Origin of the sequence: Corallococcus macrosporus DSM 14697, assembly GCF_002305895.1 — a bacterium.
GTDB classification, from domain to species: Bacteria; Myxococcota; Myxococcia; order Myxococcales; family Myxococcaceae; genus Myxococcus; species Myxococcus macrosporus.
This window is the reverse complement of the sequence record NZ_CP022203.1, coordinates 2,411,012-2,427,085: the sequence shown is the minus strand read 5'-3', so window position 1 is coordinate 2,427,085 and position 16,074 is coordinate 2,411,012. Positions and strand designations below refer to the sequence as shown.

Genomic DNA, 16,074 nt, shown 5'->3' with positions numbered 1-16,074 from the left:
CTTCAGCCCAGCCCGGCAGGCGCGATGGCCCGCCGGGTGCTGTCATCCGGCTCCGCTAGGCCGGAGCCACGGCCGGCGACGTGGCCGGCAGCTCCGCGCTCGCGCCCAGCTTGCCACCGTCGGTGGTGGGCTTGCGGCCGAACTCCTCCGGCTTCTCCAGCACCAGCGCCTCGCGCAGCACGTCGTCCACGAACTCCACCGGGACGATGCGCAGCTGCTTGCGAATCTTCAGCGGGATGTCCTTCAGGTCCTTCTTGTTCGCCTTGGGAATCAGGACCGTCTTGATGCCCGCCCGGTGCGCGGCCAGCGTCTTCTCCTTCAGGCCGCCAATGGGGAGCACCCGTCCACGCAGGGTGATTTCACCCGTCATGGCCACGTCGCGGCGGATGAGCACGCGGGTGAGCGCGCTCACCAGGGCGGTGCAGATGGTGACGCCGGCGGACGGGCCGTCCTTCGGAATCGCGCCCTCCGGCAGGTGGACGTGGATGTCGTAGTTCTCGAACACCTTGCGGTCGATGCCGAAGCGCTCGGCGCGGCTGCGCACGTAGGACATGGCCGCCTGCGCGGACTCCTGCATCACCTCGCCCAGCTTGCCGGTGATGATGAGCTTGCCCTTGCCCGGCATGATGGTGGCCTCGGTGGTGAGGATTTCACCGCCCAGCTCCGTCCAGGCCAGCCCCGTGACGATGCCCACCTGGTCCTCGCGCTCCGCCACGCCGTAGCGGTAGCGAGGCGTGCCCAGGAACTTCATGGCCATCTTCCGGTCCACCTCGATGTCCCGCTTGCCGTTCTTCAGCACGTCGCGGGCAATCTTCCGGAACACGCCGCCAATCTCACGCTCGAGCGAGCGCACGCCGGACTCGCGCGTGTAGCGGTGGATGATGGTCCGCAGCGCGGGGTCGCTGATGTCCACCTTCACGTCCGTCAGCCCGTTGGCCTCCTGCTCCTTCGGGATGAGGTAGCGCCGGGCAATCGACAGCTTCTCCGGCTCCGTGTAGCCCGCGATGCGAATCACCTCCATGCGGTCCTGGAGGGGACCGGGGATGTTGTGCATCGTGTTCGCGGTGCAGATGAACATCACCTTGGACAGGTCGTAGTCGAGGTCCAGGTAGTGGTCGTTGAAGTTGTGGTTCTGCTCGGGGTCCAGCACCTCCAGCAGCGCCGCGCTCGGGTCGCCGCGGAAGTCCGTGGACATCTTGTCGATTTCGTCGAGCAGGAAGACGGGGTTGTTGCTGCCCGCCTTCTTCAGCGACTGGATGAGCTTGCCCGGCATCGCGCCGATGTACGTGCGCCGGTGGCCCCGAATCTCCGCCTCGTCCCGCACGCCGCCCAGCGACAGGCGCACGAACTTGCGGCCGGTGGCCCGGGCAATGGAGCGCGCCAGCGACGTCTTGCCCACGCCCGGCGGCCCCACGAAGCACAGCACGGGGCCCTTGAGCTTCTTCACGAGCTGCTGCACGGCCAGGTACTCGAGGATGCGCTCCTTCGGCTTCTTCAGGCCGTAGTGGTCCTCGTTGAGCACCGTCTCCGCCTCGGTGACGTCCAGGCGGTCCTGCGTCTCGTCGTACCAGGGGAGGCTGATGATCCAGTCGATGTAGTTGCGGACGACCGTGGCCTCGGCGCTCATCGGGCTCATCATCCGGAGCTTCTTCAGCTCCTTCTTGACCTTGAGCGTGGCCTCCTTGCTCATCCGCTTGTTCTTCAGCTTCTCTTCAATCTCCTGGATTTCGTTCTTGAACTCGTCGCGCTCACCCAGCTCCTTCTGAATGGCCTGCATCTGCTCATTCAGGTAGTACTCCTTCTGGGTCTTCTCCATCTGCTTCTTGACGCGCGTGCGGATCTTCTTCTCCACCTGGAGAATCTCGATCTCCCCCTGCATCAGCTCGTAGAGCTTCTCCAGGCGCTTGGCCGGGGACTCCGTCTCGAGCAGGGCCTGCTTGTCGTTCAGCTTCAGGGAGAGGTGCGCGACGATGGTGTCCGCCAGGCGCGCCGGGTCATCGATGCTGGCCACCTGCATCAGCATCTCAGGCGGAATCCGCTTGTTGAGCTTGACGAAGGCCTCGAAGACGGAGTGGACGCTGCGGACCAGCGCCTCCAGCTCCACCGTCTTCTCCGTCTGCTCCTCCACCTCCTCCACCTCGACCATGAAGAAGGCGTCGTTGGGGTGGAACTTCTTCACCTTGGCGCGGCGCACGCCTTCCACCAGCACCTTCACCGTGCCGTCGGGCAGCGGGAGGAGCTGGATGACGTGGCCCAGCGTACCGAAGTGAAAGATGTCGTCGGGGGTGGGGTCGTTCGTCTTGGCCTTCTTCTGCGCGGCCAGCAGGATGACGGCCTTGTCGTCCGGCCCCTTGTGCGCCATCGCGTCCTTCAGCGCGGCGATGGACTTCTCCCGGCCGACGAACAGCGGCACCACCATGTGCGGGAACACGATGATGTCCCGAAGGGGCAAGAGCGGGACCGTCAGACCCCGCTTCTGGGCTTCCTTCTTGTCGTCACGTCCGAAGAACATGTATCCGCCACCTGCGGGCCCTTGGGTGAATCAGGCCCCTAGAAGAGTTGCCCGTCTGCTCGCTCGCCGAGCATTCGTACGGGATGCAGCAGTTCTATAACACGGCGATTCGCGGCGCCGTTCCCCGGCTCAAGATTGGGGAACGGCGTCGTGCCATCAAGGGAACACCCGAGGCTCCCTCGGGCGTTCGCCGGGGGTGTCAGCGGCCCTGCGCCGCCACCCCACCCTGTGCCCCCTGGACCTCCAGGGCATGGAACAGGAACGAATACAGGTCCACGCTGGACTCAATGGCCTTGGCCACCTGGTCCGCGCCGCCGTGGCCCGCGTTGGCCTCGATGCGCAGCAGGGCCGGCGTGGGGTTGCCCGGGGCGTTCTGCACCGCCGCCACGAACTTGCGGGCGTGCATGGGGTCCACGCGGTCATCGTGGTCCGCGGCCATCATCAGCAGCGCGGGGTAGCGCACGTCCGGCCGCACGTGGTGGTAGGGCGAGTAGGCGTGCAGCGTCTTGAAGTCCTCGGCCTTGTCCGCCGTGCCGTACTCCGGAATCCAGGTCCGGCCGCTGCCGAAGAGGTGGTAGCGCACCATGTCCAGCAGGGGCACCGCGCACACCACCGCCCCGTAGAGCTCCGGCCGCTGCGTCATGGCCGCGCCCACCAGCAGGCCGCCGTTGCTGCCGCCGTGGATGGCCAGCTTCTTCGGCTGCGTGTACTTCGCCTGAATCAGGTGCTCGGCCGCCGCGTGGAAGTCGTCGAAGACGTTCTGCTTCTTGTCCAGGCGGCCGGCGTCGTGCCAGGCCTTGCCATACTCACCACCGCCGCGCAGGTTGGCCACCGCGTACACGCCGCCCGCGTCCAGCCAGGGCAGGATGCTCGCCCGGAAGGTGGGCTCCATGCTCACGTTGAAGCCGCCGTAGCCGTACAGGAGCGTGGGCGCGTTGCCGTCCAGCGCCAGGTCCTTGCGGTGCACCACGAACATGGGCACCTTCGTCCCGTCCTTGGACGTGTAGAAGACCTGGTCGACCTTGTACTGCTCCGGGTTCATGGGCAGGTCCACCTTGGCCCACAGCTCGGACTTCCCGGTGCTGACGGACGTCTTGTAGATCTGCCGGGGCGTGGTGAAGGACGTGAAGAGGAAATAGGCCTCGTCCAGGTCCTCCAGGCCCACCAGGTTCGACGCGGCGCCGACGCCCGGCAACTCCACCGTGCGCACCGGCTTGCCCTTCAGCGTGGCCACGCGCACCTCGGTGGTGGCGTCCTTCAGGTACTCCAGCGCCAGGTGTCCGCCGACGATGCGCGCCGACTGGAGCGAGGCCACCGGGTCCTCGGCCACGATTTCCTTCCACGCCGCGCGGTCCGTCTTCGCCGGGTCCACCTCGAAGATGCGCTGACGCGGAGCGCCCTCGTCGGTGACGACGTAGAAGCGGTCCTTCCAGGCGTGCACCTCGTACTTGGCGCCCGCGCCCTTCACCAGCAGGCGGAAGTCCTTCTCGCCCGGGCGCTTCCAGTAGACGTCGTTCTCGCTCCAGCCACGCAGGACGTAGACGAAGAGGTACTTGCCGTCGCGGCTCAGGTCGCTCTCGAGGAACGTCGTCGGGTCGCCGGTGCGCTCGTGCACCACCGCGTCCTTCGCCGGGTCCGTGCCCAGCGCGTGGTAGCGGATGGTGGTGTAGCCGGGCCGCTCGTCCACCTTGATGGAGGGGTCGGTGGGCAGCCACTCGTAGTAGAAGCCCTTGCTGTCCGGCGTCCACTTGGGCGTGGCGTACTTGCCGCCCTCGATGACGTCCACCTTGGACCACTCACCGGAGTCCACGTCGATGACGTGCAGGATGGCTTCGTCCGCGGCGTTGGGCTTCTGGGCGAAGGCCACCTTCTTGCCGTCCCAGGACACGGCCCACGTGCCCAGGGACACGGTGCCGTCCTTGCTCCAGCCGTTCGGATCCAACAGCACCTTCTCCGGCCCGCTCTCGCCCTGGCGCCAGTAGAGGATGGCCTTCTCCTTGTCCTTGTGGGTGCGGACGTAGAAGAAGCGCCCGTTGCGGCGCGACGGGGTGGAGATGGAGTCGGTGTAGAACAGCTCCTTGAAGCGCGCGGCCAGCGCGTCACGGCCGGGGAACTTCGCGAGCTGCTCGCGGGCGAACGCGTCCTGCGCCGTCATCCACGCCTGGACCTCGGGGGCCTTCTCGTCCTCGAGCCAGCGGTACGGGTCCGCCACCTGGACGCCGTGCAACGTATCGACAACCTGCTCCGCCCGGGTCGCCGGGTAGGCCATGCGGGGAGACTCCTCAGGTACGGGGGCCGCGGAGGCTGCCGCGGGCAGCTCCTCGCGCGCGGCCTCCTTCTGCGAGGCGCACGCCGCGAGCGACATCAGGGCGGGGACGAGCAGCTTTCTCATGGGCCCAGCACATACAGAAAGGCCCCCGGCCGTCCCACAAAAAGTGTGGCGGGGCCAACGCAAGCCCGCCCACCCGCCTGACGAAAGGGGCGCGCCCGGACCACACCAGGTGGCTCCGTGACGCGCCCCGTCAACCAGACGACCCCGGGCCCCGCGCGGGCCCGGACGTCAGGCGGATTCCTTCTTGGGCTCCGCGGCGTCCTTCTCCGGCTGTGCGTGGAGCACCACCGGCTCGCTCTTCTTGAGGATGACCTCCTCGGAGATGAGCACCTCGCGGGCCGTCTTGCGGGACGGGATTTCGTACATCACGTCCAGCATGGCCGACTCCAGGATGGAGCGCAGGCCACGGGCGCCCGCCTTGCGGCGGATGGCCTCGTTGGCAATGGCCTTGAGGGCGCCGTCGGTGAACTTCAGCGTCACGCCGTCCAGCTCGAAGAGCTTGCGGTACTGCTTGGTGAGCGCGTTCTTCGGCTGGTTGAGGATGTTGATGAGGGCGGCCTCATCCAGCTCCTCCAGCGCGGTGATGATGGGCAGGCGGCCGATGAACTCCGGAATCATGCCGAACTTCAGCAGGTCCTCCGGCTCCACGTGCTTGAGCAGCTCCGTGAGGCTGCGCTGCTTCTTGGATTGAACCTCCGCGCCAAAGCCCAGGCTGCGCCCACCCAGGCGCCGCTCAATCACCTGGTCCAGCCCGCCGAAGGCGCCGCCACAGATGAAGAGGATGTTGGTGGTGTCCACCTGCAGGAACTCCTGCTGCGGGTGCTTGCGGCCCCCCTTGGGCGGGACGTTGGCCACCGTGCCTTCGATGAGCTTGAGCAGCGCCTGCTGGACGCCCTCGCCGCTGACGTCGCGGGTGATGGAGGGGTTCTCCGACTTGCGGGCGATCTTGTCGATTTCGTCGATGTAGACGATGCCGCGCTGGGCCCGCTCGATGTCGTGGTCGGCGGCCTGCAGCAGGTTGACGATGATGTTCTCCACGTCCTCGCCCACGTAGCCGGCCTCGGTGAGGCAGGTGGCGTCGGCGATGGTGAAGGGCACGTTGAGGATGCGCGCCAGCGTCTGCGCCAGCAGCGTCTTGCCGCTGCCGGTGGGCCCCAGCAGGAGGATGTTGCTCTTCTGGAGCTCCACGTCCTCCATGGAGACCTTGGACTCGATGCGCTTGTAGTGGTTGTGCACGGCGACGGAGAGCGTCTTCTTCGCCCGCTCCTGCCCAATCACGTACTCGTCCAGCACCGCCTTGATTTCGGAGGGCCGGGGGATGCGCAGCTTGGTGTCCTTCGTCTCCTCGCGGTCAATCTCCTCCGCGATGATGTCGTTGCACAGCCCGATGCACTCGTCGCAGATGTAGACCGTCGGCCCCGCGATGAGCTTCTTGACCTCCTTCTGTGACTTTCCACAGAAGGAGCAGCAGAGGGTCTGGTTGTCTCGCTTCTCCACGTTCTTGCCCGCCATTTCGTCCCTCGCTGCGCCTGAAAGGCCCCGACCCCGAACTCCACCCCGTTCCTGGCTCGGGACCAATCTAGTCAGCCCCCGTCCGGAACGTCCACGCGCCTTCCGGGTACTTAACAGGGACTGTGCCGTGACGCAGAAAGCAGAAAGCCGGAGTCGCGGGGGCGCATTCCCGCGGCTCCGGCTGCCGGCCGAGGCCCCGAAGCCTCGGCAATCCGCCTACTTCTTCTCTTCCTTGCCCAGGCCCACGACCTTCCGGGGGTTCTGGATCTCATCGATGATGCCGTAGGCCTTCGCCTCGGACGCGCCCATGAAGTAGTCGCGGTCCGTGTCCTTCTCGACACGCTCGATGGACTGGCCGGTGTGCTTGACGATGAGCTCGTTGAGCTTCGCCTTCATCCGGAGGATTTCCTTCGCCTGGATTTCAATGTCCGTTGCCTGACCGCGCACACCGCCCAGGGGCTGGTGAATCATGATGCGGCTGGACGGCAGGGCGTAGCGCTTGCCCTTGGCGCCGGCGAGCAGGAGGACGGCCCCCATGGAGGCCGCCTGCCCCACGCAGATGGTGGACACCGGACACTTCACGTACTGCATGGTGTCGTAGATGGCGAGGCCCGCCGTCACCGACCCGCCCGGCGAGTTGATGTAGAGGTTGATGTCCTTGTCCGGGTCTTCCGACTCCAGGAACAGGAGCTGGGCGACGATGACGTTGGCCACGTCATCGTCGATCTCCGTCCCGAGCATCACGATGCGGTCCTTCAGGAGCCGGCTGTAGATGTCGTACGAGCGCTCACCCCGGTGGGTCTGCTCGATGACGTAGGGAACGGGCATGAAGGGCATGTCGACCTCGGTGAGAGAACCTTACGAATACTTCGCCCGGCTCCTCAGGAATTCAATCGTCTTTTCCTCTCTCAGTCGGAGAGCCAACCCGAGCCGCTCGTCGGCGCCCTTGAAGTACTTCTGCACCGCGGCCACCGGCTGGCCCGCCTCGTTGGCGAGCTGCTCGATGCGGGCGTCCACGTCCGCGTCGGAGGCCTGGATGCCCTCCTTCACCGCGATGGACTCGAAGAGCAGCGTGCCCTTCACTTCCTGGAGGGCCTTCTCGCGCATGTCCTCGCGCAGGCGGTTGAAGTCCAGGTTGAGCTGGCGGGGGTCCACGCCGGAGCGCTGGAGCTGCTGCAGCGCGCCGCGGAGCATGGAGTCCATGGCCCGCTCCACCATGGCGCGGGGCACGTCGAAGGTGTTGCGCTCCAGCAGCGCCTTCACCAGCGCCTCGCGCTCCTCGCCCTCCACCTGGGACTTGCGCGCCTTCTCCATGTCCTCACGGAGCTTGGTGCGCAGCTCGTCCAGGGACTGGGCGATGCCGGACTGCTTGGCGAAGTCGTCGTTCAGCTCGGGGACGATTTCCTTCTGCACGCCCTTGAGCGTGAGGTGGAAGCGCGCCGTCTTCCCGCGCACCTCCTCCACCCGGTACTCCTGGGGGAAGGCATAGTCGATGTCCTTGGACTCGCCGACCTTCACGCCCTCCAGGGCGGCAATCTTGGACTCCACCAGCTCACCGGGCTGCACCTGCACGGTGATGCCCTCCGCCTTGCTGCCGGTGAAGGGCTGGCCGTCCACGGTGGCGTCGAAGTCCACGGTGGCGTAGTCGCCGGAGGCGGCGGTGTCGCGGTCGGTGACGGGCTCCAGGCGGGCCATCGACTGGCGCATGCGCTCGAGCTGCTCGTTGACCTGCTCGTCGGTGACGGCGGTGTCGGACTTCGTCAGCGGCAGCTCGACGTAGTCCTTGGCCTCCACCTTGGGCTTCACTTCGACGCGGGCCTCGAAGGTGAACGGCGTGTTGGGCTTGAGGCCGGAGTTGGTGACCTGCGGCGTGGCGACGACCTCCACGTTGTGCTCGCGGATGGCCTCCACGTACGCGCTCTGCACCACGCGCTGGATGACCTCGTCCTCCACCTGGTCACGGAAGCGCTGCTCCAGGATGCGGCGAGGCACCTTGCCCTGACGGAACCCCGGCAGCCGCACCTGGCGGCCCAGGTTGGAGTACGCGCGGGAAAGCTCCTCCGCCACGCGGGCATTGTCGACCTCGATGGAGAGCTTCTTCTCAATGGGAGAGAGCTCTTCGACCTGGACCTTCATGCGGGCCTCGCTCGCCACCGCCGCCGAGTCAGTCGTTTCGGGCGGTGCCGGAAAAGTGGGACGTGCGCCTTTAGGGGATAGGCACGAACGGGTCAACGCGAAATGGGCGAGGAGGGACTCGAACCCTCACACCTTGCGGTACCAGATCCTAAGTCTGGCGCGTCTACCAGTTTCGCCACCCGCCCAGGGCTGCGTCGTCGTGCGCTGCTGCACCGTCTTACCGCGAAACGTCCGCGGGACGGCAGAGGCCGCAAAAAACAAAAGGCCCCTCCATTTCTGGAGGGGCCTTCACAATGAGAGCGGAGGGAATCGAACCCACAACCTATGGATTAAGAGTCCATTGCTCTGCCAATTGAGCTACGCTCCCGGCACTGCCCCGGTCCGTCGCCTGCGCGGCGTCCAGGTGGCGGCGGTAACTACAGAACGCCGCCTGCTGTGTCAAAACGTTTTTTCGCCTCCCCCTTCATTCCTGTCCGTGGCGATCGCTCCCGCCCGAGTTTTTCCGGGAGCCGATGCTGGTCCGCATGCCCTTCGGCCGGGCCTGACGCGCGACGCAGGCATGTGAAGCGAGCGCCCCGCGCCGATGTTCAACATGGCCTGTAGCACGCTGTTGCTCCCGCCCGGCGGGACGGCGGGCGTGTGACGGCTCGCGGTCAGCCACCTCAGGAGCATCGAGCGCCCCGCGGCCACCATGCGGGCGGACGGAGGTCGTCCGCCCTTTTCGCGCAGGACGTAGCAGGAGAAGACAGCGATGGAAGCCAACCCCCAACAGAAGGCGGAAGCAGCGGCGAGCGGCCCGTCAGCCGGGTGGACGCGGGAGCGCGTGGAGCTCGTGAAGCGGACCATCTGCCCTCGCGGCATCAGCGAGGACGAGTTCGCCCTCTTCATCGAGCAGTGCAAGCGCAGTGGCCTGGACCCGCTCCTCAAGGAGGCCTTCTGCGTGGCGCGCCGTCAGAATGTCGGCAACCGCGAGCGGCCCAACTGGGTGACGAAGTACGAGTTCCAACCCTCCGAGGCCGGGATGCTCGCACGCGCCGAGCGCTTCCCGGACTTCAAGGGCATCCAGGCGAGCGCGGTGTTCGCCGAGGACGACATCGTGGTGGACCAGGGCCGGGGCGAGGTGGTGCACCGCTTCAACCCCGCCAAGCGCAAGGGCGCGCTGGTGGGCGCCTGGTCGCGCGTGGTGCGCGAGGACAAGCTGCCGGTGGTGGTATGGTTGGACTTCAGCGGCTACGTCCAGCAGACGCCCCTGTGGTCCAAGATTCCCACCACCATGATTGAGAAGTGCGCTCGCGTGGCCGCCCTGCGCAAGGCCTACCCGGAGGCGTTCGGCGGACTCTACGTGCGGGAGGAGATGCCCGCCGAGGACTACGAGTCTCACTCCGACGAGCACGGCAGCGGCCCCTACGAAATGCTGGGCTCCAAGCCCGGGCCCCTCAAGGGCTCCTTCCCCGCGCTGGCGCCGCAGGAGCCCCGTCCGCAGCAGCCGGCCGCGGCCGCCGCGCAACTGGACATCGACGTGCCCCTGCAGCCCAAGCGGGCGCGTGGCGTCACGGTGGAGGCGGTGCCCGCCGTGACAACAGCGCCCCAGCGGGAGCAGGCGGAGCGGGAGCCCCAGGCGGCCGCCGCCGAGCCCGCGCCCCGGCCCAAGCCGAGCGCCGTGGTGGTGGCCTTCGGCCCGTACAAGGGGAGGACGGCCTCCGAGCTCTCCGACGACGAGCTGAGCGAGTCCATCGACCTGGCCAACGAGAAGCTGATGGAGCAGCCCCGGGCGCGCTGGGCCAAGGCGATGCGGGAGAACCTGCTGGCCCTGGAGGCGGAGACGGAGCTGCGCTGCCGGGTGCCGGCCTCGAAGGGCGGCAACGGCGCGGCCCATGATGCGTGAGGCGGAGTGTCGGTAACCGTCGGGCCGTGAGGGGGCGCCCCCGCTGCGAAAGTGGCGGGGGCGTTCCTGCTTCAGCCGGCTGGAAGGTGCGCGCTCGGAGGGACTTGAACCCCCAACCCCCGGGTTCGAAGCCCGGTGCTCTATCCAGTTGAGCTACGAACGCAATTTCGAGGGTGGAGAAGGGCGGCCAACCGGGATCGAACCGGTAACCTCCGGAGTCACAGTCCGGCGCTCTAACCAGTTGAGCTATGGCCGCCGTTACAGCGTTACCGCGAACGGCGTTTGAAGCGGCGGCTTCCCTACCTTGGAAACCGGGAGCCTGACAAGGCCCAAATGTTACTTACGGCCAGGTTGGCGCCCCAGGCAGGGCTCGAACCTGCGACCCCCGGCTTAGAAGGCCGGTGCTCTATCCAGCTGAGCTACTGGAGCTGGCCGGGCTGCCTGCTGCCAATACTGCACTTCAAGTCGGGGCGAGAGGATTCGAACCTCCGACCCCCTGCGCCCAAGGCAGGTGCGCTACCAGGCTGCGCTACGCCCCGAGAAGTCCGGCATTGTTGAACCATCCCGAACGGACGCGCAAGGCCGACGTGACTGACGGCCTCGCATTCCGGACGGCTACAAGCCCAGCAGGTGGGGCTTCATCTTCTGGAAGGCCTTCCCCCGGTGGGAGATGGCGGACTTCTCCTCCGGCGTCAGCTCCGCCAGGGCCCTGTCCCCGCCCGGGAGGATGAAGACGGGGTCATAACCGAAGCCGTGGCTGCCCTTGGGCGCATGCCCGATGCGGCCGTCGCACTGCCCCACCTCCACCTTCGCCTCCCCGCCCCCGGGCCGGACCAGCGCCAGCGCGCAGCGGAAGGACGCGGTGCGCTGGGCGTCCGGCACGCCGGCCAGCTCGGCCAGCAGCTTCTCGTAGCGGGCCCGGTCATCCCCGGGGGCATAGCGCGCGGACTGCACGCCGGGCCGGCCGCCCAGCGCGTCCACACACAGCCCGGAGTCGTCCGCCAGGGTGAGCAGGCCGGTGGCGTCCGCGTAGGCGCGGGCCTTCATCACGGCGTTCTCCTCGAAGGTGGCGCCGTCCTCCACCGGCTCGGGGACAGGCGGCAGGTCCGCCAGGGACACCACCTCCACCGCGTCTCCCACGAGGCCGCGCAGCTCGCGCAGCTTGCCCTGGTTGGTGGTGGCGAACAGCAGCCGGGGCCTCGCCGTCATCCCAGCACCTGCGCCTGCGCGGCCGTCAGCCGCTGGATGGCGGCCAGCCCGCCGTCCACCATGGCGTCCAGGGCCTTGCGGTCGAAGAGCTGGTGCTCCGCCGTCCCCTGCAGCTCCACCATGCGGCCGTCCGCGGTGGCGACGAGGTTCAGGTCCACGTCCGCGGTGGAGTCCTCGTCATAGTCCAGGTCCACCCGGACCTCGCCCTTCACGATGCCCACGGACACGGCCGCCAGCGGCGTCAGCTTGGGCAGCTTGGAAATCGTTCCGGCCTTCTGCAGCGAGCGCAGCGCCAGCACCAGCGCCACGTAGGCCCCGGTGATGGAGGCGGTGCGGGTGCCGCCGTCCGCCTGGAGCACGTCACAGTCCAGCGTGAGGGTGCGGGTGCCCAGGGTGGACAGGTCCACCGCTGCGCGCAGGGAGCGGCCGATGAGCCGCTGGATTTCCATGGTGCGGCCCGTCTGCTTGCCCTTGGCGGACTCGCGCGGGTTCCGCGAGTGCGTGGCGCGCGGCAGCATGCCGTACTCCGCCGTCACCCAGCCGGTGCCCTTGCCCATCAGGTGTGGCGGGACGCGCTCCTCCGTGGAGCAGGTGACGAGCACCTTGGTGTGGCCGAACTCCACCTGCACCGAGCCCTCCGCGTAGCGGGAGACACCGGGGGTGAGGACGACGGGGCGAAGGTCCAGCGCACCACGTTGGAAGGAACGCACAGCAGGCTCCAGGGAAATGAGGACGAGCGCCCCCTTCTCTACCAGAGCCTCGCCGCGCGGGTGGTGATTGCCGTGGCGCCGTTGCACTCAGGGCGACACGGGGCCCGCCACCTCGGTCCCCCGGACGGCGTCCCGGCGCCGCGTCTCCTTGAGGAAGGCCAGCACGCCCTCGGTAATCGCCTCGGCCAGCTTCTCCTGGTACTCCGGCCGCGCCAGCCGGGGGCCCTCCACGGGATGGGAGATGTAGCCCACCTCCACCAGGACGGCCGGGCACTCCACGCCGGAGAGGACGAAGAAGGGCGCCTGCTGCACGCCCCGGTTCGCCGCGCGCGTCTTTCGCACCAGGCGCGGGTGGATGGCGTAGGCCAGCCGCGAGGAGTCCGCGTGCGCCTCCGTGCGCGCCAGGTCCTGGAGGATGAAGGCCAGCGTGGAGTCCGTCCGCGCGGCGCGGGACATGGGCGCCTCCGCGTTCTCCCGGTCCGCCACCGCGAGCGCGGCGTCTCCGGAGGCGCTGGCGGACAGGAAGTACGTCTCCACGCCCTCGGTGCGCGCGCGCATCCGCCGGGTGGGCATGGAGTTGGCGTGGATGGAGATGAACAAGTCTGGCGCGTGGTCGTTGGTCCACGCCACGCGCTCCGTCAACGACACCAACGTGTCCCGCTCGCGCGTCAGGAACACGTCGCCGCCCGCGGCCTCCAGCTTGTCGCGCAAGCGGAGCGTAATCTGGAGCGCGACGTCCTTCTCCCGCAGCTTCCCGGGGCCCCTGGCGCCCTCCTTCGCGCCACCATGCCCCGGGTCGATGATGATGCGCGCGGGACGCTCCGCCGCCCCGGCGATGACGGGGACCAGCCAGAGCAGGGACAGGAGGCCGAGGAGGGGGCGGCGCGGCGACGGCATGCGAGGCCGCATGCTACCGGAGCCCGGCCACCAGGGCGAAATCCGGGCCTCAGCCCACCACGTCGATGCCCGGCTTCCCCGCCTGGACCTCGCCAATGAGCGCCGCGTCCACGCCGGCCGCCTCCAACGCCTTGAGCGCCTTGAGCGCCTGCCGCGCGGGGACGCTGGCCAGCAGGCCGCCGTTGGTCTGCGCGTCCGCGAGCACCCACTGGATGCACTCGGGCAGCCCTTCAGGGAAGCGGACCTTCTTGTGGACGTGGGCGAGGTTGGACTTCGTGCCGCCGGGGACCACGCCCTCCTCCGCCAGCGCGGGCACCTCCGCGATGAGCGGGATGCGCTCCAGGTCCAACGTGGCGCGCGCCCTGGCCGCGGTCATCATCTCCAGCAGGTGCCCCAAGAGGCCGTAGCCCGTCACGTCCGTGAGGGCGTTCACCTTGAACTTCCCGGAGGCGAACACCTCGCCGGCGGCGCGGTTGAGCGTCGTCATGACGCCCAGCGCCCGCTTCGCGAGCTGCCTGGACGCCACGCCCCGCTTGATGGCGGTGGTGGCGATGCCCGAGCCCAGGGGCTTGGTGAGGAAGAGCACATCGCCCGGCTTCGCCCCCGCGTTGGTGAGCACCTTCTTCGGGTGCACCACGCCGGTGACGGCCATGCCGAACTTGGGCTCCGGGTCCCGGATGCTGTGGCCGCCCAGGATGGGGATGCCGGCCTCGTCCGCCTTGGACTGGCCGCCCGCCAGGATTCTCTGGAGCACCTTCAGCGGGAGCTCGTCCGGGAAGCACACCAGGTTGAGCGCGAAGAGGGGCCGCGCGCCCATGGCGTAGATGTCCGACAGCGCGTTCGCCGCGGCGATGGCGCCGAACTGGAACGGGTCGTCCACCACGGGGGGGAAGAAGTCCACCGTCTCCACCACGGCCATGCCGGGCGCCAGCCGGTACACGGCCGCGTCGTCATTCGTGGAGAACCCCACCAGGGCCTGGGGGCCCTTGTTGGTGGACTTGAGCCCGCCCAGCACGGTCGCCAGGTCCGAGGCCCGCAGCTTCGCCGCGCAGCCCGCGCAGTGGCTCAGCTCGGTGAGACGCTTCGCCGTGTCCTTCTTCTTCTCCGCCATGGCCCGCTCCCCCGCGCCTCGCCGTCCCGGCGCGGGCCCCGGAATGAGGGCCCGGCCATTTCACCGCTCAGGCCGCGCGGATGTAGTCCCGCTTGAGGAGCTGCACCACGGCCTCGGCGGTGACGACGTCGTCCGCGTCCGCGTGGTCCAGCACCGCGTTCAGGGTGCCGTAGTTGTGCACCAGTTGGAGCACGTCCAGCAGCTCCGGCGCCAGCTCCTTGAGCGGCGGCGTCAGCGGCGAGGCCAGCGCCAGCGGCGCATCCGCCGACGGCAGGCTCGGCTGCAGGCGCTTGATTTCGTCCAACTGGCGGAGCGCGTCCATGAGGAGCGCCTCGGTGGACGAGTCCAGCTCCACCATGAACTCCTGGTTCTCCGCCGGGCGCAGCTCGAAGTCGCCCTCTTCCCAGGTGATGATGCGGTTGAAGCTCTTCTGCGGCCCCAGGCTGTGGTTCTCCCCGATGACGGCGTAGTACACGCGGCCCTGGCGCAGGTAGATGCGCCCTTCCTGGTCGCTGCGCTGCACCACCAGCACGCCGTTCTTCTTGGACGTGTGGAAGAGCTGGAGCAGGTCCGGCAGGGGAATCTCTTCAATCTTCCCCGTCATGGAGCTGGCCTTGTTGGTGGTCCGCGCGGCCTGGGCGGCGGCGGCCTCCTCCAGCTTCAGGCGGGCGGTGCCCTCATCCACGCTGGCGCCCTCGGCGCCCTGGTGCACCAGCTTGAGGATGGACGTGCCAATCAGGATGCGGTCGCCCTCCTTCAGGCGCGACTGCTTCACCTTCTCGCCGTTGACGAAGGTGCCGTTGGTGGAGCCCAGGTCCTCGATGGTGATGCTCCCATCGGAGAAGCTGATGCGCGCGTGCTTGCGGGAGACCATGTCCTCCACGAGCACCATGTCCAGCTCACTGGAGCGGCCGATGACGATGTGCTTGTCCGCCTTCAGCGGGAATTCGCCGCCCTGGTACTTCCCTGAGATGAACTTGAGGGCGTAGGTCTTTTGGGTGTCCATGGTCGTCAGCCAGCCTGCTCCGCCTTGCCGGGGTCCTTCACCAGGTTGAGGTACATCTGCGCGCTCTTGTTGCCGGGGCTGCGCACCAGCACGTCCTCCCAGACCTGCACCGCCTCCGCCCTCCGCCCGGCCGAGTACAGCGCGACTCCATACTGGATGTGTCCCGGAATGAAAGCCGGGTTCTGGGCGATGACCTGCTCGTATTCGATGAGGGCCGCCGCGTTGTCACCCGCGTCGCGCAGGGCGTTGCCCAGCTTGAGGCGGATGTCCACGAACTGCGGACACAGCGCGAGCGCGCGCCGGTACTCTTCAATGGCCTTGGCCCACACGCCACTGGAGGCGAAGACGTCGCCAATCTCGCCGTACATGTTGGCGATCTTCTTCTCGACGTAGGGGTCGAGCTCGCCGGGGCCGCCTTTCTGCTGGGAGAGGGCGGCCTGGTAGACCTCCTTCGCCTCGGCGTACTTCCCCATGTCGTTGTAGATGACGGCCAGGTTGAGCGCCGCCTCTGTGTAGGCGGGGTTCAGCTTCAGCGCGGATTCGAACGCGCGCTGCGCCCGGGCGAACTGCCCCTGGTCGTGGTAGATGATGCCGAGCATGTTGAATACGTCCGCGAACGTCGGATTCTGCTCGACGATCTTCGCGAGGTATTGCTCGGCCTGCGCGTACTGCTTCTTCTCGAAGTAGCCGCGCCCGAGGGTCAGTAGCTGCTTGAGGGGCTCTTCCATGAATCGGCCCGCCAGGGCCCTGCCTCCGAGACGGCT

At 67.9% G+C, this 16,074-nt stretch carries 12 protein-coding genes and 6 tRNA genes; 1 reads left to right on the top strand and 17 read right to left on the bottom strand.

The genetic code is table 11. From position 1 onward, the window contains the following. Positions 1 to 55: 55 nt before the first annotated feature. From lon to MYMAC_RS10380, 7 genes are all read right to left on the bottom strand, one after another. Complete coding sequence (gene lon / locus MYMAC_RS10410) at positions 56 to 2,512, bottom strand: endopeptidase La (RefSeq protein ID WP_013938615.1); 2,457 nt, start codon at positions 2,510 to 2,512, stop codon at positions 56 to 58. Between the two features lie 199 nt (positions 2,513 to 2,711). Then, positions 2,712 to 4,877 (bottom strand): prolyl oligopeptidase family serine peptidase, encoded by a 2,166-nt coding sequence (locus MYMAC_RS10405; protein ID WP_095957980.1) that lies wholly within the window; start codon positions 4,875 to 4,877, stop codon positions 2,712 to 2,714. A 195-nt stretch (positions 4,878 to 5,072) separates the two neighbouring features. Further along, positions 5,073 to 6,356, bottom strand: a complete 1,284-nt coding sequence (gene clpX / locus MYMAC_RS10400; RefSeq protein WP_013938613.1) for an ATP-dependent Clp protease ATP-binding subunit ClpX — start codon at positions 6,354 to 6,356, stop codon at positions 5,073 to 5,075. Positions 6,357 to 6,572: 216 nt separating this feature from the next. Next, positions 6,573 to 7,193, bottom strand: coding sequence for an ATP-dependent Clp endopeptidase proteolytic subunit ClpP (gene clpP, locus MYMAC_RS10395; RefSeq protein ID WP_011552098.1), 621 nt, complete (start codon positions 7,191 to 7,193; stop codon positions 6,573 to 6,575). A 21-nt stretch (positions 7,194 to 7,214) separates the two neighbouring features. Continuing rightward, complete coding sequence (gene tig, locus MYMAC_RS10390) at positions 7,215 to 8,492, bottom strand: trigger factor (RefSeq protein WP_095957979.1); 1,278 nt, start codon at positions 8,490 to 8,492, stop codon at positions 7,215 to 7,217. A gap of 103 nt (positions 8,493 to 8,595) precedes the next feature. Next, a tRNA-Leu gene (locus MYMAC_RS10385) sits at positions 8,596 to 8,677 on the bottom strand. 109 nt (positions 8,678 to 8,786) lie between these two features. Continuing rightward, positions 8,787 to 8,859 (bottom strand) — tRNA-Lys (locus tag MYMAC_RS10380). Positions 8,860 to 9,243: 384 nt separating this feature from the next. On the opposite strand from MYMAC_RS10380, the gene bet reads away from it, so the two are divergent. Beyond that, entirely contained in the window at positions 9,244 to 10,377 is a 1,134-nt protein-coding gene (gene bet, locus MYMAC_RS10375; protein ID WP_095957978.1) for a phage recombination protein Bet, read from the top strand. Positions 10,378 to 10,466: 89 nt separating this feature from the next. Here the strand turns inward: bet and MYMAC_RS10370 are convergent. The 10 genes from MYMAC_RS10370 to MYMAC_RS10325 all read right to left on the bottom strand — a co-directional run bounded on the left by MYMAC_RS10370 (position 10,467) and on the right by MYMAC_RS10325 (position 16,038). Then, positions 10,467 to 10,540 (bottom strand) — tRNA-Arg (locus MYMAC_RS10370). 19 nt (positions 10,541 to 10,559) lie between these two features. Next, positions 10,560 to 10,633: transfer RNA gene (locus MYMAC_RS10365), tRNA-His, on the bottom strand. Between the two features lie 96 nt (positions 10,634 to 10,729). Beyond that, positions 10,730 to 10,806 (bottom strand) — tRNA-Arg (locus tag MYMAC_RS10360). Positions 10,807 to 10,842: 36 nt separating this feature from the next. Then, positions 10,843 to 10,916 (bottom strand) — tRNA-Pro (locus MYMAC_RS10355). Positions 10,917 to 10,992: 76 nt separating this feature from the next. Next, positions 10,993 to 11,586 carry an RdgB/HAM1 family non-canonical purine NTP pyrophosphatase gene (gene rdgB / locus MYMAC_RS10350; RefSeq protein WP_095957977.1) on the bottom strand — a complete coding sequence of 198 codons (594 nt, stop codon included), beginning with the start codon at positions 11,584 to 11,586 and terminating at the stop codon, positions 10,993 to 10,995. Continuing rightward, positions 11,583 to 12,296 (bottom strand): ribonuclease PH, encoded by a 714-nt coding sequence (gene rph, locus MYMAC_RS10345; protein ID WP_013938609.1) that lies wholly within the window; start codon positions 12,294 to 12,296, stop codon positions 11,583 to 11,585. Before rph ends, rdgB begins: the two co-directional genes overlap by 4 nt. An 87-nt stretch (positions 12,297 to 12,383) precedes the next feature. Beyond that, positions 12,384 to 13,193, bottom strand: coding sequence for an N-acetylmuramoyl-L-alanine amidase family protein (locus MYMAC_RS10340; protein ID WP_095957976.1), 810 nt, complete (start codon positions 13,191 to 13,193; stop codon positions 12,384 to 12,386). Positions 13,194 to 13,242: 49 nt separating this feature from the next. Next, positions 13,243 to 14,304 (bottom strand): selenide, water dikinase SelD, encoded by a 1,062-nt coding sequence (gene selD / locus MYMAC_RS10335; RefSeq protein WP_095957975.1) that lies wholly within the window; start codon positions 14,302 to 14,304, stop codon positions 13,243 to 13,245. 67 nt (positions 14,305 to 14,371) lie between these two features. Next, positions 14,372 to 15,310 carry a DUF4388 domain-containing protein gene (locus MYMAC_RS10330; RefSeq protein WP_095957974.1) on the bottom strand — a complete coding sequence of 313 codons (939 nt, stop codon included), beginning with the start codon at positions 15,308 to 15,310 and terminating at the stop codon, positions 14,372 to 14,374. Between the two features lie 5 nt (positions 15,311 to 15,315). Continuing rightward, a complete protein-coding gene (locus tag MYMAC_RS10325) occupies positions 15,316 to 16,038 on the bottom strand; it encodes a tetratricopeptide repeat protein (protein ID WP_013938605.1) in 723 nt (240 codons plus the stop codon). Positions 16,039 to 16,074: the final 36 nt, after the last annotated feature.